At 61.2% G+C, this 23,839-nt stretch carries 17 protein-coding genes; all 17 read left to right on the forward strand.

Translation table 11 applies throughout. The annotated features are described in order from the left end of the window. Positions 1-25: 25 nt before the first annotated feature. Entirely contained in the window at positions 26-3,223 is a 3,198-nt protein-coding gene (locus QQJ96_RS17680) for a phage tail sheath family protein (protein ID WP_284333346.1), read from the forward strand. Positions 3,224-3,284: 61 nt separating this feature from the next. Next, complete coding sequence (locus QQJ96_RS17685; RefSeq protein WP_284333347.1) at positions 3,285-3,731, forward strand: phage tail protein; 447 nt, start codon at positions 3,285-3,287, stop codon at positions 3,729-3,731. 3 nt (positions 3,732-3,734) lie between these two features. Further along, positions 3,735-5,726, forward strand: a complete 1,992-nt coding sequence (locus QQJ96_RS17690; RefSeq protein WP_284333348.1) for a phage tail sheath family protein — start codon at positions 3,735-3,737, stop codon at positions 5,724-5,726. Beyond that, positions 5,726-6,268, forward strand: a complete 543-nt coding sequence (locus QQJ96_RS17695) for a phage tail protein (RefSeq protein WP_284333349.1) — start codon at positions 5,726-5,728, stop codon at positions 6,266-6,268. The genes QQJ96_RS17690 and QQJ96_RS17695 overlap by 1 nt, the downstream gene beginning before the upstream one ends. Positions 6,269-6,286: 18 nt before the next feature. After that, a complete protein-coding gene (locus QQJ96_RS17700; protein ID WP_284333350.1) occupies positions 6,287-6,493 on the forward strand; it encodes a hypothetical protein in 207 nt (68 codons plus the stop codon). Positions 6,494-6,505: 12 nt separating this feature from the next. Beyond that, positions 6,506-7,201: a CIS tube protein gene (locus tag QQJ96_RS17705; RefSeq protein ID WP_284333351.1), complete on the forward strand. Its 696-nt coding sequence runs from the start codon at positions 6,506-6,508 to the stop codon at positions 7,199-7,201. 8 nt (positions 7,202-7,209) lie between these two features. Next, on the forward strand, positions 7,210-8,430 hold the full coding sequence (locus QQJ96_RS17710) for a phage late control D family protein (RefSeq protein WP_284333352.1): 1,221 nt from the start codon (positions 7,210-7,212) through the stop codon (positions 8,428-8,430). Further along, on the forward strand, positions 8,427-8,924 hold the full coding sequence (locus QQJ96_RS17715) for a phage baseplate assembly protein V (protein ID WP_284333353.1): 498 nt from the start codon (positions 8,427-8,429) through the stop codon (positions 8,922-8,924). The genes QQJ96_RS17710 and QQJ96_RS17715 overlap by 4 nt, the downstream gene beginning before the upstream one ends. A gap of 13 nt (positions 8,925-8,937) precedes the next feature. Continuing rightward, the gene (locus tag QQJ96_RS17720) at positions 8,938-9,663 is read left to right on the forward strand and encodes a hypothetical protein (protein WP_284333354.1); all 726 of its coding nucleotides are present in this window, start codon (positions 8,938-8,940) and stop codon (positions 9,661-9,663) included. Positions 9,664-9,672: 9 nt separating this feature from the next. After that, positions 9,673-10,077 (forward strand): GPW/gp25 family protein, encoded by a 405-nt coding sequence (locus tag QQJ96_RS17725; protein WP_284333355.1) that lies wholly within the window; start codon positions 9,673-9,675, stop codon positions 10,075-10,077. After that, complete coding sequence (locus QQJ96_RS17730) at positions 10,077-12,062, forward strand: putative baseplate assembly protein (protein ID WP_284333356.1); 1,986 nt, start codon at positions 10,077-10,079, stop codon at positions 12,060-12,062. Before QQJ96_RS17725 ends, QQJ96_RS17730 begins: the two co-directional genes overlap by 1 nt. After that, positions 12,059-14,371, forward strand: a complete 2,313-nt coding sequence (locus QQJ96_RS17735; protein WP_284333357.1) for a phage tail protein — start codon at positions 12,059-12,061, stop codon at positions 14,369-14,371. Before QQJ96_RS17730 ends, QQJ96_RS17735 begins: the two co-directional genes overlap by 4 nt. 40 nt (positions 14,372-14,411) lie before the next feature. Continuing rightward, on the forward strand, positions 14,412-15,950 hold the full coding sequence (locus QQJ96_RS17740) for a hypothetical protein (RefSeq protein WP_284333358.1): 1,539 nt from the start codon (positions 14,412-14,414) through the stop codon (positions 15,948-15,950). 87 nt (positions 15,951-16,037) lie between these two features. After that, positions 16,038-17,807, forward strand: coding sequence for a hypothetical protein (locus tag QQJ96_RS17745; RefSeq protein ID WP_284333359.1), 1,770 nt, complete (start codon positions 16,038-16,040; stop codon positions 17,805-17,807). 10 nt (positions 17,808-17,817) lie between these two features. Next, the gene (locus QQJ96_RS17750; RefSeq protein WP_284333360.1) at positions 17,818-20,121 is read left to right on the forward strand and encodes a hypothetical protein; all 2,304 of its coding nucleotides are present in this window, start codon (positions 17,818-17,820) and stop codon (positions 20,119-20,121) included. A gap of 7 nt (positions 20,122-20,128) precedes the next feature. Continuing rightward, positions 20,129-21,727: a hypothetical protein gene (locus tag QQJ96_RS17755; protein WP_284333361.1), complete on the forward strand. Its 1,599-nt coding sequence runs from the start codon at positions 20,129-20,131 to the stop codon at positions 21,725-21,727. A 4-nt stretch (positions 21,728-21,731) separates the two neighbouring features. Then, entirely contained in the window at positions 21,732-23,777 is a 2,046-nt protein-coding gene (locus QQJ96_RS17760) for an ATP-binding protein (protein ID WP_284333362.1), read from the forward strand. Positions 23,778-23,839: the final 62 nt, after the last annotated feature.

The following is a 23,839-nucleotide window of genomic DNA, read 5'->3' on the forward strand; positions in this document are numbered from 1 at the left end:
GCAGTCTGGCTTAGGGAGAACAGCAATGCCCGAATATCTCGCGCCTGCCGTGTACATCGAAGAAGTCGACACCGGCTCCAAGCCGATCGAGGGAGTCAGCACCAGCACGGCGGGAATGCTGGGCATGACCGAACGCGGACCGGTCAATGTGCCCATACTGGTGACCAGCGTCGGCGACTATAACTACTGGTTCGGCGAACGCCTGGATGCCGCCGACTTTACTGGCGGCACCTGTTTCCTGCCGCATGCCGTGGAAGGTTTTTTCACCAATGGCGGACAGCGATTGTTCGTCACGCGGGTGCTGGAAACCGACAGCGCCGAGTTCGCCGAAACCAAGTTGTTCGACCGCGGTACCGCTGCGGCCGCATCGACGCGCTTGTTGACCGGTGTCGGCACTTCGCCACCAAGCAGCGAGATCTATGTATTGAGCAATGCCGGCCTGAGCGTGACGGTGCCGCCCACCTGGGTGCAGATCGGCAACGGTTCCAGCGCAGAATTCCGCACCATCGTCACCCCCGCAAGCACCCCCAACAACGTCACCGTACGGCTGCCTCTGCAATACAGCTACGACAATGCGGCGGCCGCGGTTACCGTGGACCATTTCGCCGCAGCGCCAGCCGTAACCTCTTCGCCGCATCTGTTGACCGCGATCTCGCCCGGCGACACCACCATCACCATCGACAGCAATGCCGGTATCACCGCCAACACCATCATCCGGGTGGGCAGCGTCGCCAACGGCAACGAAGAACTGCTGTATGCCACCGGCGCTGCAACCCCGGCCGGCAGCGGCAGCTTTTTGCTGAGCCTCAGCGCGCCGGCGATGTTCGTACACAGCGGTGGCCATCTCACCGATACGATCGATGTCCTGAACAACTTCGCGCCCGATCCGCCCGCGGCAGCCGCCGACAGCACCACGCTAGCTGCGCCTGGCAATGCCGTGAGCGCAGGCAATACAGTGATGTTTCTGGCTGCGCCTGCAAACTTCGCCACTGAAGGCGATCTGCTGCGTATCAGCGACGGTCAGCACATCGAATTGCGGCGCATCGGTGATCTTGGCACCCTGCCTCTCGCCGCGCCGGCGTATGCGTCTTATCTGGCTGGCGCCAGCGTCCAGGAATGCACCGTTAGCGACGATGTCTACGGCGATCGCATACTTACGGCCGATGCGCCTGCAGGCAGTCTCAGCATCACGCTCGACAAACGGCAAAGCCTGTCGGCGGGCGATGTACTGCGGATCGGCGCCGCCGCCGATCCGCTGCGCGAATACGTCACCATCGCTGCGATCAACGATCGCCAGAGCGGTCTCGACCCTGGCACCGTCACGCTGGCCGCGCCTTTACAGCGTAAATGGAACAACACCGATCATGCGCGCGCGCAGTCCGTCACGCCGACCAGCACGCCTACATCGGCCCTGTCGATGGCAGCAGCAGCGGGCGACAGCTCGTTGATCGTTTCCGACATCAACGCCCTAACCGCCAACAGCATCGTGTGCATCACGGCCAGCGGCATTGCTTACTACCACACGCTCGCCGCGGCACCCGCCGTTATCCACGCACAACCCGTCACCCTGAATTCGGCGCTCAATCTCATGCACGCCGCCGGTGAACCAGTTATTGCACGCAAGCCACTGCTCACCGTGAAAGCGCTCGACCAGGGCGCCTGGGGCAATCGCCTGCGCGTAGCAGTCACTGACAACGCGCCGCCCAACTCGCAACCCTTGGCCAACAGCACGATCCGTTCGATCCAGGACAATCAGCATCTGCGCCTGATGACCGCCAACGGCATCGAACCCGGCACGGTGTTGAAGCGCGTCGACGCCTCCGGTAACACGCTGTCCACGCACAAAGTGATCAAGCTCGACCGGCAAAGCGATTCATTGATCACCCTCGACGCAACCACGCCCTTGCCGGGCGCCGCCGCCATCGGCGATCGCGTGGTTTCGCAGGAATTCCAATTGAATGTGTATTTGCTGCGGCAGCCCGATCCGGCCGTTCCCACACGCAACGAATCCATTCTGACCGTGGAGAGTTTTCCCTATCTCTCCATGGACCCACGCCACAGCCGCTACGTGCACAAGGTGATCGGCACCACCTGGACCATCGGCGCCACGCCTCCGTTGGACGACGATGGCCAGCCGCTGCGCAAGAGCGATCAACGCTCCGAAGGTGGCTCCTGGCTGATCCGCATACGTGACGAGCAGAGCGACCAGAGCATCAAGCAATCCGTGCGGCTCGGCCCGACGCCGCTGGTCGACACCTTGCCCAGCGGCGCCACCCAACCCGCCCGCATGGCGCTCACACGCGGCGACGATGCAGTGAGCAGCGTCAGCGACAGCACCTATATCGGCGAAGACAACATCGAACCCGAATTGCGCACCGGCGTGTACAGCCTGCGCAACGAAGAAGAAATCAGCATCGTCTCCGTGCCGGGCCGTACCAGCGCCGCGCTTCAAGGTGCCTTGATCGCACACTGCGAAAACATGCTTTACCGATTCGCCGTGCTCGACGGTCCGCCGCCGCCGGATGATCAGCTCACCGACGTGCAGACGCAACGCCAGCAATTCGATACCAAATACGCGGCGCTCTATCACCCGTGGCTGGTCATCCCCGACCCTTATCCGACCAATCTGGACAGCATTGCCGATTATCCGATTCCGCCCAGCGGTCACGTGCTTGGCGTGTACGCACGGGTAGACAACGACCGCGGCGTGCAGAAGGCACCGGCCAACGAAGTGGTGAGCGGCATTACCGGCTTGACGCGACGCTTGAACAAAGCCGAGCAGGACATCCTCAATCCTGCACCGGTCAACATCAACGTCATCCGCGATTTCCGCAACGACTACCTGGGATTGCGCGTGTATGGTGCACGCGTCATCACCAGCGATCCGGACTGGAAATACGTCAACGTGCGCCGCCTGCTGATTTTCATCGAGGCATCGCTCAACAGCGGCCTGCAATGGGTGGTGTTCGAACCGAATGCCGAGCCTTTATGGGCGCGCGTGCGCCGCTCGATCTCCAACTTCCTCACCGAGGTGTGGCGCAGCGGCGCGCTGGAAGGCACCAAGACCGAAGAAGCGTTCTTCGTGCGTTGCGACCGTACCACCATGACGCAATCCGACATCGACAACGGCAGGCTGATCTGCCTGGTTGGCGTAGCCCCCGTCAAACCGGCAGAGTTCGTGATCGTGCGCATCGGCTTGTGGACGGCGGGCGCCGATAACTAGCGTCGTCATTCCCTCCAAAGAGTAAAGCGGGCAACGACTACCCAGGCATCAGGAGCACACCATGGCAACCGCCGAACGTAACGATCCCTACCGCGCTTTTAATTTCCAATTGCAGATCGACGGCATCGCGCGTGGCGGCTTCAGCGAAGCCAGCGGCCTCACTGCCGAAGGCGATGCCGTCGACTATCGCGAAGGCAGCGACAAGCAGTCCAACGTGCGCAAGCTGGTCGGCTTGCGCAAGTACACCAACATCACACTCAAGCGCGGCTATACCCAAGACACATCGCTATGGGATTGGTACATCAACATCCGCAACGGCGTGGCCGACCGGCGCAACGTCACTATCGTGCTAATGAACGAGGCACATACGCCGGTGTTGCGCTGGCATGCCGAAAACGTGTGGATCAACAAGATCGAAGGGCCCAGCTTCAAGGCCAGCGGCAACGAAGTGGCCATGGAGTCCGTCGAGCTGGTACACGAAGGCCTGATCATCGAAGCCGGGGCTTGATGCATGGCCACCTACGCCACCCCCGGCGTCTACTACGAGCGGGCCGACAGCGACAATGCGGGCGTGTCGCCGCTGCGCACGGATATTGCCGGCTTCGTCGGCATGGCGGCGCGCGGCCCTTTGCACACGCCGCTGCCGGTGCAGTCGTGGCGGCAGTTCCAGGCCTATTTCGGCGATTGTATCGGGGGCGGCTATCTGGCTTATGCGGTGCGTGCGTTCTTTGAAAACGGCGGCCGTCGCGCATGGATCGTGCGCATCGCTGCCGATGCGGCCAGCAGCGCGGGGCTCGATCTGGCGGATGCCGCTGCCGTCACGGCATGGCGCATCCAGGCCATCAGCCCGGGCGTTTGGGGTAATGGTTTAAGCGTTGCCTTGCGCGCCACTCATCGCCTGCAAACGATCATGGACCCGCAACACTCGACGCCCGACTACGCGCAGGTTACGCGCGTCGCAGGATTCGTGCGCGGCACGCACGTGCGCATTCCGGTCAAACCCGGCATGGCGATGTATCGCATGGTGGCCGCCGTGGATTCGGCCAACAACCGGCTCTATTGGGTCGATCCCGATCCGCGCGGCCGCACCAGCATCCAGCAATCGCTGACCGGCCTGGATCCCAACAGCACGCCCTTGCTGGAAAGCGTGGAATACACCGTGCTGGTTTTCGATGGCACGCGCCTGCTCAACAGCTACGAAGACCTGTCGCTGCTACCCGATCACCCGCGTTATGGCCCGCGCGTGTTGGCGCCCTTGTCCACGCCGCCGCCCAACCCGCGCGACTGGAAGCTGCCGGACGCACCACCACCGGTCTGCATCACCGAACAACGCACGCCTTCGCAGATCGATGCGCTCGTCCCCCTCGCCGAGATGGATGCCGCCACGTTTCTCAGCGGCGGCCTCGACGGTCTCAGCCAACTCACGGTGCGCGATTTCATCGGCGAAACCGTCGACGCGATGGACGACGACGCCACACGCCAAGACAAGACGCGCGGCCTGAGCGCGCTAGTCCCCATTTCCGAAGTCGCCCTGCTAGCGATACCGGATATCCATATTCAACCGGAGCAACCGCCAACCTATCAGCCACTGCCACGGTGCGTACCCAATCCCTGCCTGCCGCAGCCGCCGCCCGCGAATGCGGTCACGCCGATCCTCACACCGGATTTGCCGCCGCGTTTCAACGATGCGCAGGTCTACCAGGTGCAGGCAGCGATGGTGCAGCAATGCGAAACACTGCGCGACCGCTTCGCCCTGCTCGATCCTCCGTATGATTGCGTCAGCGATCCGCGCCTGGGCGTCGCTGCCGTGCGCGCGTGGCGCAAGCGTTTCGATTCGCCGTTTGCCGCGCTGTATTTTCCCTGGGCGCGAGTGGTCGATCCGCTGTTTCTGCCGGGGGTGCGTCCGCGCGACATTCCACCCAGCGGCCACGTCGCCGGTTATTGCGCCAGCACCGACCTGACGATTGGCGTGCACAAGGCCCCGGCCAACGGTGCGCTATCGTGGATACAGGATCTGACTTCGACCATCGATGCCGCGACTCACGGTCTGCTCAACGACGAACAGATCGACGTCTTGCGCGCCATGCCCGGCCGCGGTCTGCGCATTTATGGCGCACGTACGTTATCCAACGATCCCGACTGGCTCTACATCAATGTGCGCCGCCTGCTCAGCATGGTTGCCAAGACGCTCAGGCAGGCCGTTCGATGGGCAGTGTTCGAACCCAACAACATCGCCACGCGCACCAAGCTGCATCTGGCCATTACCAGTTTTCTGCTCACCCTGTGGCAGCGCGGCGCACTGGCGGGCAAGACGCCGCGCGCTGCGTTCTACGTGATCTGCAATGAAGACAACAATCCGCCCGCCCTTCGCGATAACGGCGAGCTGATCATCGAAGTGGGTATAGCGCCGGCGATTCCGTTCGAATTCGTAGTGCTTCGCGTAGGTCGCGTCGACAACGAATTCGATGTCACCGATACCGACCAGGCAGGAGCAGCCGCGTAATGGACCGCATCGACCCCCTGCTCAACCACAATTTCATCATCAACCTGATCGATACGAGCAGCGCACTGGGCATGCTTGGCTCAGCCTTTTCGGCCATCGCGCCGCGTGTGCTCGATACGCCCGTGGGCGGCTTCAGCGAATGCAGCGGCCTGGAGATGGCGATGCAGCCGGAGGAATACAAGGAAGGCGGACGCAACGGCAACACGCTGAAGTTTCCCAGCCGCGTCACCTGGAGCAACCTCACGCTCAAGCGTGGCATCGCCAACAGCACCGAATTGTGGGACTGGCACTACGGCTTCGTGACTGGCGAAGGCACGCGGCGCGACGGCATGATCACCTTGCTCGATGAACAGCGAAACACGCGTTGCATCTGGTATTTCACGCGCGGCCTGCCGATCAAGTACACCGGCCCGACGCTCAATGCGACGCAGAACAGCGTGGCGATCGAAACGATCGAGATCGCGCATGAAGGTCTTTATCAGGTGGGCGGTCTGGGAACGATCAGCGGAGCCATCGGCGCGATCGCCGGGCTGGTTGGCTGACAGGAAACCGGAGGCGTTATGAGCATCGAAATCGGCGAAGTCTCAAGCACCGTACATACGGTGGATAGCGACCTTCCGCTCTCCGCCAAAGCCATGCAACGCCTGGTACAGCACGTTGCCCATGCGGTTCGCGATGGCGAGGCGCACCGGAAACGCTGCGAGGACGAACGAAAAGTGACCGCCGGCGTCGTTGCCGAGCGCGATGAAGAAAGTCGCGGCGACTAAAGGAGCCTCCGCATGGAACAGCTGCAAAAAGCGATGCTGCTGGTCGATTACCCAAGCGGCGCCAGCGACGAGTTCGAGGTGCAGTTCAATCCCACCGAATTCTCGCTGGAGAAAGCTGCGCAGATCGCTGAGATCAATATCCCCGGCCTGGATTCGCCGTTGCTGCAATTCGTGCGCGGCCAAAACGAAAAACTTACCGTCGAACTGTTCTGCGACACCACCGAACAAGGCATGGGCGACGGCGCAGTCAGTGTCACCACGGTCTCCGACCGGGTGTATTCGCTGATCAAGATCGAACCTTCCGGCCATGCGCCACCTATCTGTACGTTCATCTGGAGCCCCAATTTCCCGGGTGCCGATTTGCTTGCCGGCGCAGGCAACCAGCGGCGCAACAGTTTTCAGTGCGTGGTGGAAAGCATCCGGCAAAAGTTCACCTTGTTCGCTCCCGACGGGACGCCGTTGCGCGCCACGCTTACCCTGACACTGCGCGAATACAAGACGCTGGACGACCAGCTCTGGCAACTCAATCTCAGCTCGCCCGATCGTAGCCACAGCTACGTGACGCAGCGCGGCGACCGTTTGAGCAGCGTCTCCTGGCAGTACTACCGCAAGACCAGTGCATGGCGGGACATCGCCACGAACAACACGATCGAAGATCCGCGTCGGCTCGGCGCCGGCGTGTTCCTGCGCATCCCCAAGATCAGCTGAGACAGCCCATGGCTTCGACACTGACCTCGCTCTACGACGAATCTCAACTGCAGCACGGTTTCTACGTGCCGCAGTTCCAGGTAAAGATCCAGGGCGTCGGTTTGCCCAGGGACGTGCTGCGCGACGTCATCCAGATCACCTATCACGACAACATCAAGGAAATCGACGGCTTCGAGATCACCGTCAACAACTGGGATCCCAGCACGCGTCAATTCAAATACGTCGGCGCTGAAACCTCGAGCACACAACGCGGCCTGTTCGACCTCACCGATAAAACGGTGGAGGTCTGGATGGGCTATGCCACCGACATGCGCCTGATGATGAAAGGCACGTTCACCACCTTGGAGCCGAACTTCAATGCCGGTACGCCCACGCTGACCGTGCGCGGACTCAATGCCCTGCACCAGCTTCGCCGCAAGCAATACAGCACCACCTGGAACAACAAGCGCGACAGCGATATCGCCACCGACATCGCCACGCGTACCGACGGCAGCGCCGCCGGCGGCGCCAAGCGTTTTCCGATGCCGCTGGTGATCAACAGCCAGGCCAGGGACAAGGAAGCGATCCTTCCCTATGTCGCGCAAAACAACCAGTACGACATCGATTTCCTGATGGGGCGCGCGCTGAAGCTGGGTTATGTCTTCTACCTGGCGGAAGGCGACCCGAGCGCCAGCGATCCCCAGCAACAACAACAGCACGTGTACTTCGGGCCATCCGATGGCATGGGTCCGGGCATGCGCGACGTAACCTTCCGCTTGCGTTGGGGCGCGTCTTTGACCGAATTCAAGCCGACGCTTACCACTGCGAGGCAAATTCGTTCGGTCACCGTGAACGGCTGGGACCCGGCGCGCAAGAAAGCCATCTCGGTCAAAGCGAGCATCGACGACAAGGACATGAAGGTGAACGCCGATCTGCATCCATTGATCGATGCGGCCGATGCGCATGACGAAGTCGTCGTCAACAAACCGGTGCAAAGCGAAGACGACGCCAAGCGCATGGCGCAGGGCATCCTCAAGGATCGGCTCAAGGAAATCGTCAAGGCCAGCGGCAGCTGCGTCGGCCTGCCCGATCTGCGTGCGGGCCGGCAGGTGGTGATCGAGGGATTGGGCGCACGCTTCGACGGCCCCTATTTCATCCTCGACACCAGCCACAGCATCAGCGACGGCGGCTACGTCACGCATTTCAATGCGCGCCGCGAAAGCACCGGCAGCCTGGAGGGTCTGCAATGAGCACGATGCACGGCGTAGTGATCGGCATCGTCAAGGAAATCGATCCGACGCAGGCGCGGGTCAAGCTGGATTTTCCGTGGAAACAGCCAGCGCAGCGCAGCAACTGGGCGCGCATCGCCGCACCCATGAGCGGCGGCAAGCGCGGCGTGTACGTGATGCCGGAGCTGGAAGACGAAGCATTGGTCGCCTTCGATCACGGTGATTTCGAGCAGCCCTATGTGGTGGGTTTTCTATGGAACGGCCAGGACCTGCCGCCGGCCGACAAGCGCGAAGTGCGCGTGATTCGCTCGGTCAACAACCACCAGATCGTCATCTACGACAATCCCGCACAAGGCGCCGACAAGGGCTTTATCCGCATCCAGGATGCCCACGGCAACATGGTCGAACTGGCCAATGGCCAAGTCACCATCAAGTCCGTCGGCAAGCTGCAGCTCAACGCACCCAACGTCACCATCAACGGGCGCCTGGTCGCGCCGGTTGGCCCGCCGATCTGACCCGGAGCGCAGCATGACTACCGACATCGATCTCACTATTGCCGATGCGCCCTGTGTAGAACTGAGCGCGCTTGGCGATCTGCCCAGCATTCCCCTGCTGGGCGGCGCGCAACTCAACGCATTCGTGGATTTCGCCAGCGGCCCGCCAACCGATTGCAAGTTGAATTTGAACCTGCTGATCCAGCTAGGCCCCTTGTTCGCCAGCATGGCATGTCTGTTCAAGATTCTTGATGTGATCAGCAAGATCAAGGATTTCGCCACCGCAGTGCCGGACCCGACCAAGCTTCTGACCGCCGTGCCGAAATTGCTTGAATCCATTGCCAAGCTGGAAGGCTGCATCCCGGCACTGCAGATTCCGAATCTGCTCGCAATGCTCAAGCACATCCTGCTGTTGATCATCAACATCCTGCTGTGCTTTTTGAATCAGATCGACAGCATTCTCAAATTCAAGCTGACGCTGGATTTCGATGCGGCCCAGGGCAATCCGGCATTGCTGCAAACGCTGACCTGCGCCAGCGACAGCGCGGATGCGGCGATGAAGAACGCGATGTCATCGCTGCAACCGCTGCAAGCCTTAATGATGATCATCGGCATCATCGGCGGATTAATCGGCCAATCGCTGGAGCTGCCCGATTTCAGCGCGATTCCCAACGAACTGGCGGACATCGAAAAAACCGTCGCCGGGGTCAAGTCCGCCGTGCAAGGTTTGCAGGGCATCGTGGAATCACTACCGGGTTGAGGACGAACGATGAGCGACGACACCCGCGAATTCCTTGGCATCGGCTGGAAATTCCCGCTGCAGGTCACAGCCGGCGGCGGCATTGCCCGATCGCGCTACGAACAGCGTATCGAGGAGTCGATTTACCTGATTCTCTCCACCGCCAAAGGCGAACGCGTGATGCTCGACGATTTCGGCTGCGGCATCCAGGATCTTGTGTTCGCGCCGAACAACGCGGTCACGCGCGCACGCGTAGTGCAGAACGTGCGCAAGGCCTTGACCACCTACGAACCCCGTATCGACGTGCTTGATGTCAGCGCCGACAGCCAGCCGAACCAGGACAACCTGTTGCTGATCCGCGTCAGCTACCGCATCCGCAGCAACAACGCGATCGGCAACATGGTCTATCCCTTCTACATCCAGGAGGCAGCCTGATGCCGCTCGATAATCTGCTGCCCATCATCGACGATCGCAGCTACGACGATATTGTCAGCGAGATCCGGAACCGCATTGCGCGCTATGCGCCGGAGTGGCAGCCCGGCGATTCCGCCTGGACCGATGTCAACGACAACGATCCGGGCGTGACGTTCGCGCAAGTCTTCGCCTGGCTGGCAGACATGCTGCTGTATCGCATGAACCTGGTGCCGCAGCTCAACTACATCAAGTTTCTGCAACTTCTTGGCATCGAGCTGCAGCCGGCGTCACCTGCTTCCGCCGAGGTGACGCTGCCGGTACTGGCCAGTTGCACGCAAAGCGTGGTGACGGTACCGGCGCGCGTGCAGCTCAGCGCCGATCCGGGCGACGGCGGACCGCCGCTGATTTTTGAAACCGTCGGTTCGCTCAAGGCATTCCGCGCAAAACTGGATCAGTTGCTCAGCGCCGAAGGCGGCGGTGGTTACAGCGACATCACTTCGGCCAACGACGGCGTCACCGGTTTTCAACCGTTTGGCGCGCAAGCGGCCAAGGACGCGGAATTTGCACTGGGCTTCGTCGACAGCGCGGCACTGCCTTCGGAGCTGCTGGATCTTTCCATCAGCGTGCAAAGCGACCCGCAGGCGAGCGGTTGGTATGGCTGCGGCGACAACATCACCCTGCCGGCCAACCTGGCCTGGGAATATTGGAATGGCACGTACTGGCTGCCGCTGAATGTGCTCAAGGACGACAGCCTGGCGTTCACGCGCAGCGGGCACGTCACTTTGAAGTTGCCTGCCGGCGGCATCACCGCCACGGCCAAGCTCAGTGGCAGCAGCACCGATAGCACCCTGCGCTACTGGATACGCGCACGCGTGGTGTCCAGCCAATATTTGAATCCGCCTTCGTTACTGGCCATACGCACCAATTCCGTCGCGGTCCAACAAGCCGAAACCATCAGCAACGAAGTGCTGGGCGGCAGCGACGGCAGCCGCAATCAGACGTTCCAGCTCGGCGCGACGCCGGTGGTCGCCGGCTCTCTGCAACTGCAGATCCAGCAGAGCAGCGATGGTTTCGACACTTGGACCGAAGTCACCGATTTTTTCGGCGCGGGTCCGAACGACATGGTGTATGTACTCGACCGCACCGCAGGAACGATTCTCTGCGGCGATGGCATCAACGGCGCGATCCCGGTGGCCTTTATCGGTAACCCGGGCGGCAATGTGGTGGCGCGTGTCTATCAGGTGGGTGGCGGCAAGCGCGGCAATGTCGCGGCCGGCCTGATCGATACCCTGACCTCGCCGATCGACGGCATCGACAGCAACGGCGTAGGCAATCTGTTTGCCGCTTATGGCGGCCGCGACGAGGAAACATTGGACCAGGCCAAAAAGCGCGCGCCATTAAGTCTGCGCAGCCAGGATCGCGCGGTGAGCAACAGCGATTTCGAATATCTCGCCACGCAGGCAGGCAATGTGGCGCGGGCCAAGGCGCTACCGTTCTTTCATCCACAATTTCCCGGCTTGCAGGTACCAGGCACGATATCGGTGGTGATCGTGCCGGATACCGATGATCCAGCACCGCAGGCCAGCGATGGTCTGCTGCGTACGGTGTGCAGTTATCTGGATGCACGCCGGTTGCTGGCCACGGAGTTGTTCGTGCTGCGGCCGCTGTACCAGCTCGTGCAGATCACCGGCGACGTGGTGGCCGCGGACGATGCCGATCTGGTGGCGCTCGGCGTCGCGATCGAGCAATCGCTGCTGGATTACTTCCACCCGCTCATTGGCGGAGACCAAGGCGACGGCTGGCCGTTCGGCGGCACCATCTACTACTCGCGCATTTACCAGCGCCTGCTCGCCATCGACGGCGTGACCAGCATTACCGATCTCACCATCGTGCTCGATGGCGATGCGCAAGCGCCGTGCACGGATATTCCGATCCAGCCACATGCACTGCTGTATTCCGTGCAACACGCCGTGCTCGCCAACTACGCCAGCGAGGTGACGGCGTGAGCGCCTTTGTCTCTCAACCCGGCGCATCTACGCCGGTGGCACCCAGCGCGCCGGCACGCGTGCCGTCACCCCCGCAATTGCCGAACGATCCGCTTTCCTTGCTGCTCAATGCACGGGTCGGCTGGCGCATGCTCGACGACAGCGGCGTGCGCACGACGCCGGACGGCGCCATCACCTTGCCGTGGCTGGCAGGCAGTGAGCGCAGCTTCGGCGAGGCATCGGGCAGCTTCGGTGGCTTGTGTGCACCGTGGCGCGCAGCCATCGACGACAGCAGCAGCCTTTACGTGCTCGACGCGTTCCGCTATCGGCTGAAGCATTTCGATCCATGCCGCTGCGGTTTCGTCGCGCTGCCCTGTATCGGCGGCCATGGCGGCGGTGCCAGGCAGTTGCGCAAGCCAGGCGGCATCGCCGTGCATAAGGGCCTGCTTTATATCTGCGACAGCGGCCTGGACGGTCTTACGCAAACCGGCAGCAACCCGCGACGGCAAGCCCTGCGCGAGCGCATTCGCGGCGAGAACCACCGGGTAAGCGTGTTCCTGTTGAATGGCTATGCGCTGCGCGGGCATCTGCGTCCACCACGTGAAAAGTATCCGCACTGGAAACCGCGCGCCGTGGCTTGCGACGCGCATGGCGGCGTGTGGGTCACGGATATCGCCAACCAATGCGTGCATCACTTCGGCGCCAACGGTCACTGGCGCGGCACGCGCGGGCCATCCTTCAACCAGCCTCTTTTCATAAGCGTAGATCGCTGTGGCGCGATCTACGTGGTCGATCTGGACCCGGTCAAACAGACACCGCGACTGCAAACCATGCAGCCTGACGGCGTGCCGCTGCTGCCACCGCAAAGCGTGGAGGCAGGCGCGAAACATTTTGCTGCGCTGCCGTTTACGGTGCTGGCGAATGGCACGCTCGATCTTCGCGCACTGTGCGCCACGCTTGCCGGCGAAGTCAGCGGCTATTTCGATGCGGATGGCGATCCACTCAAAGTCGCACCCGCTGCACCGGTTCAGTACTTTGAAACCGACGCGTCATTCGTCAGCGGCCCGCTCGACAGCAAGCTGCTCGACTGCCAATGGCATCGCCTGCTGCTGCGCGGCGAGCTGCCGCAGGGCTGTTCGGTGCTTGCGCAAACCTTCTGCGCCGACGAAATCTACAACGGCGATCAACTCGACGGTTTTGCGCAATGGCAACCGCTGACCCTCGCACAGCCCTTGACGCCGCCTCGCAACGGCACCGGCAAGGCATGGTCGTGGGACGGTCTGATCCGTAGTCCGCCGGGACGTTATCTCTGGCTACGCATCGCGCTGCATGGCACGGGCAAGGCCACACCTGTGCTGCGCGCGATGGAAGTCGAATTTCCACGCATCACCTCGCTGCGCTATCTGCCGGCGGTGTTTGCCATCGAACCGGTGAGTGCGGATTTCACTGCGCGCTTCCTGGCACTGTTCGACACCACCTTGCGCAGCATCGAACACAGCGTGGATACCCTGCCACGCTGGTTCGATCCGATGAGCACGCCAGCCAAGCCCGTCGGTAACGCCAGGATCGATTTTTTGAGCTGGTTGGCCTCCTGGATCGGCCTGAGTCTGCCGCGCAACTGGAGCGAAGCACGCAAACGCGACTACGTACGCCGTGCCGGCAAACTGTATGCGCGACGTGGCACACCGCGTGGCTTGCGCGACATGCTGTTGCTCTTTCTTGGTTGGGGCGATGCGGCACAGCGCTATTCCCGGCGCCCCACCGCACATCGATGCAACGAGGAACCGCGCAATTGCCGCCCCCTTCCACCCTGCGTGCCCTACCAACCGCCGCCGCTAGTGCTGGAGCATTTCAAGCTGCGGCGCTGGTTGCAGTTGGGGGCGGGTCGATTGGGCGAAAAAGCCGAGCTGTGGGGACGGCGCCTCGTCAACCGTTCGCAACTGAACACAAATGCGCGCACCGGCGATACACGATTGCTGACCACGCCGGATGCAGCCAGCGATCCGGTGCTGCTGGACGCCAACCAGATCACCGTGTTTGTGCCTGCGCGCTATCGCGATCCCGCGCAGCGCCGGTCACTGCAGCAATGGCTACGCAGTGAATGCCCCGCTTACGTGCTGGCGAACATTGAGTACGTGGAACCACGCATGCGCATTGGCGTGCAATCCATGATCGGTTTCGACAGCGTCATCGCGCGCCTGCCGCAAGGCGTGGCGCTCGGTGGCAACGCGCTAGGCAACGGCACCGTGCTGACCGGTGCAGCACCGGCAAAACCGCCCGCGGCACGGATCGGCCGCGACAGCCGTATCGGTAACCCGCCAACCCTTTAACCAAACCTTTCACCGCATGCACGCCCAGGAGAACGAGACCATGGCCGATCCCAGCGAAGTCACTCAGGCGAAGTGTCCGGCTTGCGATTACGAACCGTTCTCCCGCAATGCCTATTGGACCGGCAAGCTGATGCTGGCGCGCGACTTCATCGACGAACAACGCTACGTCGTCGAAAAACTGCGCCACCACAATCAGCTTCTGCATGGCGAAGGCGTGGTCTGCGGCTTGAAGGTCACGCAACACGACAATCCCAACTGCCGCAGCCGTTACGTGTACGTAGAACCTGGCACCGCCGTGGATTGCTGCGGCCACGATATCGTGGTGAACGACCGCGAGATCCTCGACGTGCTGGCACAACCCGCGGTGGCCGCGATCAAGGACAAGGATCCGCACACGCTGCAGATCTGCATCCGCTATCGCGAATGCCCTACCGAAGACATACCGGTGCTGTACGACGAATGCGGCTGCGACGATTCGCGTTGCGCACCTAACCGGATTCTCGAATCCTTCGAGCTATGCGTGCTGGTCGATCCCAAGCTATCGTCGCCCTCGCCCGCGCCCGATCAATGCGATGCACTTTGGCAACAAAGCCTGGATGGCTGCCCCCATTGCGATAAACCCGATTGCGTGGTGCTGGCAACGATCGACCAGTACGTGGCAGGCGATCAGTTGGTGGATCCGCCAGCATCGGCTCCCGCGCCTACGCCCACACCCACACCCACACCCACTCCGACTCCGACTCCGACTCCGACTCCGACGCCTGCTCCAACACCCGCCGCAGGCACGGCAATCATCGACAACCTCACCGACCGCGTGATGCTGCCCAGTACGCAGGTGATCAAGGCAGTAATCGATTGCGTTCTCTCCAAAGGTGGCACGCAAGGCCCTAAAGGCGATAAGGGAGATAAAGGCGATAAAGGAGACAAAGGCGACAAGGGCGATAAGGGAGATAAGGGAGATAAGGGAGATAAGGGAGATAAGGGAGATAAGGGAGATAAAGGCGATGCCGGCCTCAAGGGCGACCCAGGCCCCGGCCTACAAACCGGCCTGCGGCGAATCATTGCGACGAGCTGGCAGCATGGCAAGCCGTGGAAGATGAGCTATCTCACCCCTGGCCCTAACGGCAACAACGATGCCTGTTTCGTTATCGCCTTCGATGGCCCCATCACATTCGACGACAGCGTCAAGGATCCGCACGTGTTCCAGGTGCTGGTGCCATGGGGTTCCGGCAATGCCACGGCTGCAAACCCAGTCCTGTGCCGCTGTCCGCTCATCGGCGAGGTAGTGCCCGTTGTTGCGACGGTCGATACGGCGCAAAACCTGGTGACCTCCGCGACTTATACAAGCGGTTCACCTAACTTCACTGAAGCGATCGCCTTCGTACCGCCTCCGCAGATCGCCGAGAACTTCCGTGAGTTCTGGGTAATCCTGCGTTGCGACTTCGTGCTGGACAAAACCGGCAAATCGGCCGTGTCGGGTCAGTTCGTGCGACACGTCTTTCCGACCGGACAAGTCACCGCCGATCCGAAGCTTGGCATCCAGGGCGGTTTGTTCGAAAGCTGGTTCAAGCGCGGATGAGCTGCTCATGACTTCGATCACTGCCGCAATCGCGAACGCCATCCACGGACCGGCACCTGCCACGCCGTCCACGACGAGGACACGCTAATGGCCACCACTTCACCTATCTATACGCGCGGCTCGATCTCGCTTCCGGACTGCAATAGCACGCCGATGTGCGACACCACGCCGGCATGCCCTGCCTGCGGCGGATTGGAATGCCTTTGCCGTCCACGCTTTTTCGCCGGTCAATTGCTGACCGACGAAGATTTGAATCGCCTGGACCATTACATCGTCGCCAAAAACCGCCTGCATAACCGATATCTGGTCGGCACCGGTGTCGCCTGCGGGCTCGAAGTGGTTTGCGACGGCTGCGCCACACAGCGCGGTTCGGGCAAGGTGACGGTGAAGCCAGGCTATGCGGTGTCGCCGTGCGGCAACGACATCGTGGTGTGCAACAACGTCACGGTTGACGTGTGCGCATTGATCGCGCAATGCAGGCCGCAAACCGACAGCGATTGCTCCGACTTGTTCGCCGAAAAGAACACCGCCACCCTTACCGAAAACCAGTGCGATGCAGGCAGCGAAGACTGGGTGTTGGCGATCTGCTACACAGAGAAACCATCGCGCGGTGTCGGCGCCTTGCACGAATCGGCGAATGGTCCAAGCTGCTCGTGTGGTGGCAGCGGCGGCAGTGGTGGTTGCTCATGTGGCGGCACAACAAGTAGCACCAATAGTTGCGGCTGCCAGTCGAGTAGCGCAAACAAGAGCGCCACCACCACGCCCAAGAGAACCTCGGTCTCCTGCGAGCCCACGCTGATCTGCGAGGGCTACAGCTTCAAGGCGTACAAAATCCCCAGGAATGCGCTCAATCAGCGCAGCTACGGCGCACTGATGAAGCGCTATCTGTGCTGCATCAAGCCGATGCTGGATGAACTGCAAGGATCGTTCGGCGACAACCGCTTCGCGGAGGAACAGCTTTACGGCAAGCTATCCTCGTTGCGCGATGCGCTAGCCGAATTCATCCAGGAACAGGGTTTTTACGACTGCGAACTGGCTGCACGACTGGGAGCGGTAGGCATCCCGGCGCCATTGACGGGTGCTAACGGCAACGAAACCAACTGGCAGAAGCAGGCGGACAGCTACGCTTACGCCATGAATGGGTTGAGCAAGGTGGCAGCGGAAATCAAGCAGAAATGCCTATGCGCCGCGCTGCTGCCACCCTGCCCCGCCCAGGCGATGGCCGATTGCGTGCCGCTGGCGACGATTACGGTTTCCACCGGTACTTGCCGCGTAAGCAAGGTCTGCAATGTCAGCGTCCGCGATTTTCTGCCTACCTGGCCCAACATCCAGTATTGGCTATCCGCCTTCAGCACTCGCTACGGCAGCCTGTTCGACATGCTGCATCGCTATCTCGAGCTGATGTGCTGCAACACCCGATCATGGGGGCATGGCGTCAATATCAAGTATGAGCAGAATGGCTACGTGATGAGCGCACAACCGGCAACTGCGAAGCTCGACGAAGTCAACAATACGCCGCCGGCCTTCGCCACCTTGCTGAGCGATGCGCTCGCTCATCCCGAGCACCGCATCGATTCGCAAAGCCTGTTCCTGGCCACGCTTGGCCTGCACGACGCCTACGACAAGCCCCTGCTCAGCGATGAGGAGATGAGCCATCCGACAGAAGCTTTGCTGATCAGCCAGGTGATCGCGCCGTGGCTGCGCGACCTGTCGCCGAAGCCCGCGCAGAATGGAACGACGGCATCCAATGAAGCGGTGAACGTCAACGATCTGGCCAGCCAGATCGACGCTTTGAAAAAGCAGGTTGCGGACCAGCAAGCGCAGATAGCCAAGTTGAGCAGCAACACCAAGCCTTGAGGAGACGGCGATGAATCAGAGCGAGCGTCCGGTTTTCTTCGCAGGCCAATATCTGAGCGCCGACGATCTCACGGCAGCCGTGCTCTATGAGCATGTGCAAACGGCACGCCATGGCTTGGGTGCGCACACCTGGGGCATCGCGATCGGCCTGGACTTGGTGGAGCGCAGCTTGCCGTCCGGCGCCGTCGATGTCGCAATGATGCCCGGCGTTGCCTGGGATGGTTATGGCCAGGCGGTAGTGGTGGCGGCGCCGGTCAAGCTCAGCGTCAATCAATTCGCCAACTTCTTGAATACATCCGACAATGGCGATCTGATCAAAGTGTGGCTGCGCTATAAGGAAGCAGCCACGCCAAGCACGCCGCAGGGTTTCGCGCTATGCAGCGGCGATACGTCCAATCGCATTGCAGAAACCTACGAAGTGGTAGCTGGCGATCCCACCAAGGGGTCCCACGACACGATTACCGTGGCCGGCCGACAGCTCGACGCCAGGACAGCACTGCAGCAATTCGACGCAGACGCACCCATCGTCTACGACGAATCCATTCCGTTCCAGCAATTTCCCGAAGCGGGCGACAAGCGTCGCTGGCTGATTCCGATCGGCATGGTGCGCTGGTTCCAACAGGGCAATCAGCCCGGTCAGTTTGTTCCGCGCGACGACAGCGGCGGTGCGAGCGGACAACAGGCCAAGGACTCCGACACCATTCGCGCGTTCCGCCAATATCTGGGCGTGGTGGCCGAAAGCCTGCAAGCAGCCGACGGCGCGATCCGTTTGCGCGACCGCTACCGCGATCCACAGAAAGCGAAATTCCAGCCGCCGCTGGTTACCGATCCGAGTGCCAACGACCTGGTATGGGTGGAAGGCCATCTGCGCGTACTTGGCGATGCGCGGCTGGTGAACGGCATGCTCGATTTTCGCGCCGCCGATGGTCAACGCGATGGCGTGCCTGAAGCGCTTCGCCGCGTCGACGGTAACAAGGCCGGCGGCAGCGACTTGCAAGTTCTATTTGCAGCGAAAGACGGCGCCACCGGCAAGAATGCATTCGCAGTGGGTAACGTGAATGTAGACAGCAAGGGCGCGTTGCAGGACATCGTGCCGTTCCTTACGGTACGCGACAACGGCCTGACCTGCATCGGCGGCACCACTACGCCGGTCGCTACCCTGCAGGTTGCTGGCGACCTGGCACTCGACAAAATCAAAGGCGGCAGTCCGCTCAATCTCGTCAACAACGCCACCCTGATCTGGAATGACGGCAGCACGCTCTGGCTCAATGCCAACCTCGACCAGAGCAAGTTGATCGATGGCGTACGTGCGCTGGGCGAATTCGCCTGCGACTCTTTGAACATCGGTGGCATGGGTAGCAACAACAACTGGAGCGACCCGGGTGCAGGTAATGCCTGGTTCGCGGGGTCGGTGGCGATCGGCACGACCACGCTCGATGCAAGCCTGGTTATCCAAGGTGCCCAAGACGATCAGGGAATGCTGCGCATATTCGGCAACGGAGGCGATTTCGTCTACGACGGCGGCAAAGACAAATTGTTCGTCTTCAACAACACCGGCAATATCACCGCGTTCCTTGGCGGCACCATCGGCATCGGCACCACCTCGCCGAATGCCCAATTGCACGTCGCCAACAATCTGCAAGTCGACGCAGGCGCCAGCATCAGCGGATCGCTGTCGGTATCCGGCAATCCTTCGCTTAATCCCGTGCTGGCCTTGCACAGCCAGCAAGCCGACCAGGGCAACATGTCCTTCTTCAGCAACGGCGGCGATATCGAATACGACGGTGGCAGCGACCAGTTGTTCGTGATCAAGAACAACGGCAATGTCACCTCTTTCATGGGTGGAAGCATCGGCATCGGCACTACCAACCCCTTGGTAAACCTGCAAGTCGAGGGCGACTTCTATGCCACCGGCGCCGTCTACGCTCAATTCAAACCCTTTCTCATTCCGCATCCCAAAGACGCAACTGGCAAGTATCTGGTTCATTGCGCTATTGAAGGTCCTGAGGCGGCTGTCTATTACCGAGGCGAAAGCCAATTGGCTGGCGGAATCGCCACCGTCGCTCTGCCCGATTACTTCGAGCCGCTGACGCTTCCTACTCAACGCACTGTGCAAATCACTCCCATCTACGAAGCGAATGAACCGATATCGTCATTGGCAAGCTCGGCAGTACGCAATGGGAGCTTCAACGTTCGCATGATTACGCCAGATAATCCATCGCAACGTTTCTACTGGGAAGTAAAGGCAGTGCGCGCGGATGTTCCAGCCTTGCAGGTGGAACGTCCAGCCAGCAGCGCGCTTGCACGGCGGTGAGCATCTCATGATTGCCGCGCATGGCAGCTTGCATATCCGCCGCTGGCAAAACCGCTACCTGGTTTCGGCGACGCATCCATCCCCGCGGCAGGTGCAGGCAAAGCTCGATACGGCCCTGCGTACGCGCACTGCTGCAGCGCTTGCGCCGATCCAGACCCTATTGCTTGCCCCGCTTGAAGCGGAGGCTCTGTATTTCATCCGCCATATCGCCCTGGAATGGCAGGTCGACAGTGCTGCCGATATCGATGAACTGGCACGTCGCGGTGCACAAGCCTTAGGCACCGCGCTTGCCAAAACCTTGGCGGAAGGCGAAAACGACAATGTCATCCGCTTTCGCGATCGCGCGGCTTATCTCGCACGGTTCGTCAACGATTGCGCCGTAGGCGACGCATGGCAGCGCTGGTATTACGCATCATTCGATGGCTTGCGCCATCTGCCTGCTTCGATGGCGATTCGCACAGCCTTGACCGAAGAACCGGCTCTTGGGCTGAACGCCTTGCTTGCCCTGAACAACGAATCGAAACGTCGCGTGCTCGCCGCGCTGAGCGCCTATGACATTCAGCGCTTGCTGCAAAGCTGGGACGAGCCGGCTGCAAATGCCGATACGTGCTTTGCAGAAGCGCTCCGTGCGGCCATGCAATCGCCTGGTATCGCGTACTCGATCGAATACCATGCGCTGTGGCTTTACCTGTCCATCAGCTCAGGCGGCGGCACGGCCAGCGTCTCTGCGTGCATTGCAGTAGCCGCACTGATCGAAATCATGCGCGAACTTCCGCCAGCGCAACGCATAGCATGGATTGCCGCATTCGAGGACGCAATACCGCCGGCAAGCCATACCTACTTGCAATGGCTGCATCGACTGCCACTCGAAGTGCGCCGCCACGGCATGCAACAACTGGCGGCGGTGATGGACATGCCAGCGACGGCCGTGCCTGTCGATAACGCCTATACCTCATTCGGTGGAGCATTCATGTTGCTGTCGATCCTGGACGACATGCACTTGGATGAACACACGCAGGACTGGCCCGATCTGCAGGCGACGGATGCGCCCCCCTTGCCGGCAACGCAAGCGATGCGCTGGTTATTGCTGGCGCACGCGCAAGGCGCGCAACGCATGCGCGCATTTCTTGCCGATCCGCTATGGCGCCATTTGCTTGGTGTCGATGCTCGCGTGTCGGTCGACACCATCACGGACTGGCTGCATGGCCTTGGAGCTGAGCGACTGCGCCGGTGGCGACGCTGCTCGATGGAGGGCGCAAAGCAAATACTGCCCAATACCGAAAGACAGTTCCTCGCACGGCCAGCCAGCCCATGGTCCAGGCCATGGCATGCCGCTATCGTGATGACCGCGGAACAACTGATGCGCTACTTCGCACAAAAGATACCGGGCTTCGCCGCTTCCAGCGCCAGTTATCTGCACGCGCAATTTCTCGATATCGGCGCGCAGATCGACTACCCGCACGCCGGTAGCGAATACGGCCATCTGCAAGTGACACTGGAACGTCCGCCGCTGGCCTTGCTGTTGAACCTCGCCGGTTTGAATCGTGGCCAGAGCGAAATCCCCTGGCTGAGCACACCTTCGCTGCGCTTTTTCAGCCGGGAATAAGCCCATGACCCTTGCCCCGGCCCTCTATCCAATCACCATGCTGGCGCGCCTCGACCGCCTGATCGAGCGCGAGATACTGCGGCTTCGCGCACGCTATCAAATGTCACTGGATGAGTTCCGCGGCTTATATATCAGTGACGCGCAGGTCGACGAGCTGATCGCGCAAGCGTATGCCAACGCGGGACTGGAAGAATGCGACGACATCGCAACGGATGGTGATGAAATCGTACGCGACAACGAACCGAAATGGGAGCGTTTGCGGCAGGCATTCTCGCTTGCCCCATGCGAAGAAGACCTGATTCTGATCGCGCTGGCACCCGAGTTGGATCTCAAATACGAAACGCTATACGCCTACCTCAACAACGATATTACGCGCAAATGGCCCACGACCGACCTGGCGCGACGTCTGCTTGGCGACGCCGCCGCCGTCGAATCCGCACTGGATCGCCTGCGCCGCATCGACGTACTGCAGCTTATCGAAGTCCCCAGCAGCCGCCCCTCGCTACTCAACACCGGCTTTGCGCCCAATCCGGCTTTGGTGCGTCACCTCCTTGGCACCACTCGCAAGTCAGATGCATCTTCGACCGCGCCCCTATCCCATGATGCTCAGCTACTGGCACGGCTAATCCAGCTGCTCGGCCCTCGATCAAACGATCCCCCGGTACTGGTTCTGCAGGCGGCAACACGCTACGAGCGCGAAAGCCTAGCGGTCGGCCTGGCCGACCGGCTTGGCCTGCCTTGGCGTTGCCTCGATCTCGCCGTTCTGCGCCGCGAGGGGCTCCCCCTGCAGAAAGCACTCAAGCAGTGTGCGTTCGAATGCCGTTTGCAAGCAACGGTGCTCTTGCTGGAAGGGCTCGAAGCGCTAGGTGAGCGCGAGATGCAAGCTCCTGCGGAACTCAACGGCTGCCTGGACCTGCCCATTTCGCCCATGCTGATTGCCGTCCATGCCCAGACACCCTGGCGCGACCTGTTGGGGCAACGGCGGGCATTGCCGCTTTGCCTGCAGGCCCCCTCATTCACCACGCGCGCCGCACTGTGGCAGCAGGCAGCTCCCACGCTGAGTACGGAAGACTGCGCCGTGCTGGCCGAGCGATTCGCCTTCAGTGCCAGGCAAATCGAAACTGCGATCGCGGACGCCGAGGATTTACGCATCCTGCACGGCCTTCCCAGCTTTGACGCCAAGCTGCTTCGCCATGCAGCACGGCAGCAATTGCAAAGCCAGCTTGGCGCGCTGGCCAGCAAGATCGACCGTGCCTGCGACTGGAGTGATCTGGTCTTGCCCGATGACGTTCTGGAGCGCCTGCGCGAAATCGCCGCGGCGATTCGCTATCGCCATCGCGTTTACCACGAATGGGGTTTTCTCGAGCGTGACCGTGGCGGCGGCATGAGGGTGCTGTTTGCTGGCGCATCAGGAACCGGCAAGACCATGACCGCGAGCGTGATCGCGCATGAACTGGATCTTGATCTTTACCGCATCGACCTTTCCGGCATCGTCAGCAAATACATCGGGGATACGGAAAAAAACCTGGATCGCATATTTGACGCGGCTAGCGCCCATAACGCCGTGCTGTTTTTCGACGAGGCTGACGCGATGTTCGGCAAGCGCTCGGAAGTCAAGGATGCGCATGACCGCTACGCCAATATCGAGGTGGCCTACTTGCTTCAAAAGCTGGAGGAGCATTCCGGCGTGGTGATGCTGGCCACCAACTTCAAGCGCAATATCGATGAAGCTTTTACCCGGCGCATGCACTATGTGGTGGATTTTCCCAAGCCCGATGCAACGCTGCGCGAACGCTTATGGCGCGGCATGTTTCCCGAGCGTGCGCCGCTACAGCCCGATGTCGACTTCGAGTTTCTGGCCCGGCAATTCGAACTTCCCGGCGGTGATATTCGTACCACGGCGCTGGATGCCGCTTTTCTGGCGGCACAGGAACAACAAGCGATAGGCATGCAGCATGTGGTCCGCGCACTGGCCCGGCAAATGGCGAAACAGGGGACAGCGCCCTCGCCGATCGACTTCAAGCAATACCACGCTTTGCTGCGGCGCTGAACGATGGCCCTTACGACGGCGCCCATGCTCATGCCTACCAGTGCGATGCGCCTGCACCCATG

The organism is Dyella flagellata (assembly GCF_030160275.1).
Taxonomy (GTDB): domain Bacteria; phylum Pseudomonadota; class Gammaproteobacteria; order Xanthomonadales; family Rhodanobacteraceae; genus Dyella_B; species Dyella_B flagellata.

Bases quoted from the DNA above. Each gene is read 5' to 3' on its own strand.
- QQJ96_RS17680 (WP_284333346.1), top strand. From the start codon at position 26: ATGCCCGAATATCTCGCGCCTGCCGTGTACATCGAAGAAGTCGACACC.
- QQJ96_RS17685 (WP_284333347.1), top strand. From the start codon at position 3,285: ATGGCAACCGCCGAACGTAACGATCCCTACCGCGCTTTTAATTTCCAA.
- QQJ96_RS17690 (WP_284333348.1), top strand. From the start codon at position 3,735: ATGGCCACCTACGCCACCCCCGGCGTCTACTACGAGCGGGCCGACAGC.
- QQJ96_RS17695 (WP_284333349.1), top strand. From the start codon at position 5,726: ATGGACCGCATCGACCCCCTGCTCAACCACAATTTCATCATCAACCTG.
- QQJ96_RS17700 (WP_284333350.1), top strand. From the start codon at position 6,287: ATGAGCATCGAAATCGGCGAAGTCTCAAGCACCGTACATACGGTGGAT.
- QQJ96_RS17705 (WP_284333351.1), top strand. From the start codon at position 6,506: ATGGAACAGCTGCAAAAAGCGATGCTGCTGGTCGATTACCCAAGCGGC.
- QQJ96_RS17710 (WP_284333352.1), top strand. From the start codon at position 7,210: ATGGCTTCGACACTGACCTCGCTCTACGACGAATCTCAACTGCAGCAC.
- QQJ96_RS17715 (WP_284333353.1), top strand. From the start codon at position 8,427: ATGAGCACGATGCACGGCGTAGTGATCGGCATCGTCAAGGAAATCGAT.
- QQJ96_RS17720 (WP_284333354.1), top strand. From the start codon at position 8,938: ATGACTACCGACATCGATCTCACTATTGCCGATGCGCCCTGTGTAGAA.
- QQJ96_RS17725 (WP_284333355.1), top strand. From the start codon at position 9,673: ATGAGCGACGACACCCGCGAATTCCTTGGCATCGGCTGGAAATTCCCG.
- QQJ96_RS17730 (WP_284333356.1), top strand. From the start codon at position 10,077: ATGCCGCTCGATAATCTGCTGCCCATCATCGACGATCGCAGCTACGAC.
- QQJ96_RS17740 (WP_284333358.1), top strand. From the start codon at position 14,412: ATGGCCGATCCCAGCGAAGTCACTCAGGCGAAGTGTCCGGCTTGCGAT.
- QQJ96_RS17745 (WP_284333359.1), top strand. From the start codon at position 16,038: ATGGCCACCACTTCACCTATCTATACGCGCGGCTCGATCTCGCTTCCG.
- QQJ96_RS17750 (WP_284333360.1), top strand. From the start codon at position 17,818: ATGAATCAGAGCGAGCGTCCGGTTTTCTTCGCAGGCCAATATCTGAGC.
- QQJ96_RS17755 (WP_284333361.1), top strand. From the start codon at position 20,129: ATGATTGCCGCGCATGGCAGCTTGCATATCCGCCGCTGGCAAAACCGC.
- QQJ96_RS17760 (WP_284333362.1), top strand. From the start codon at position 21,732: ATGACCCTTGCCCCGGCCCTCTATCCAATCACCATGCTGGCGCGCCTC.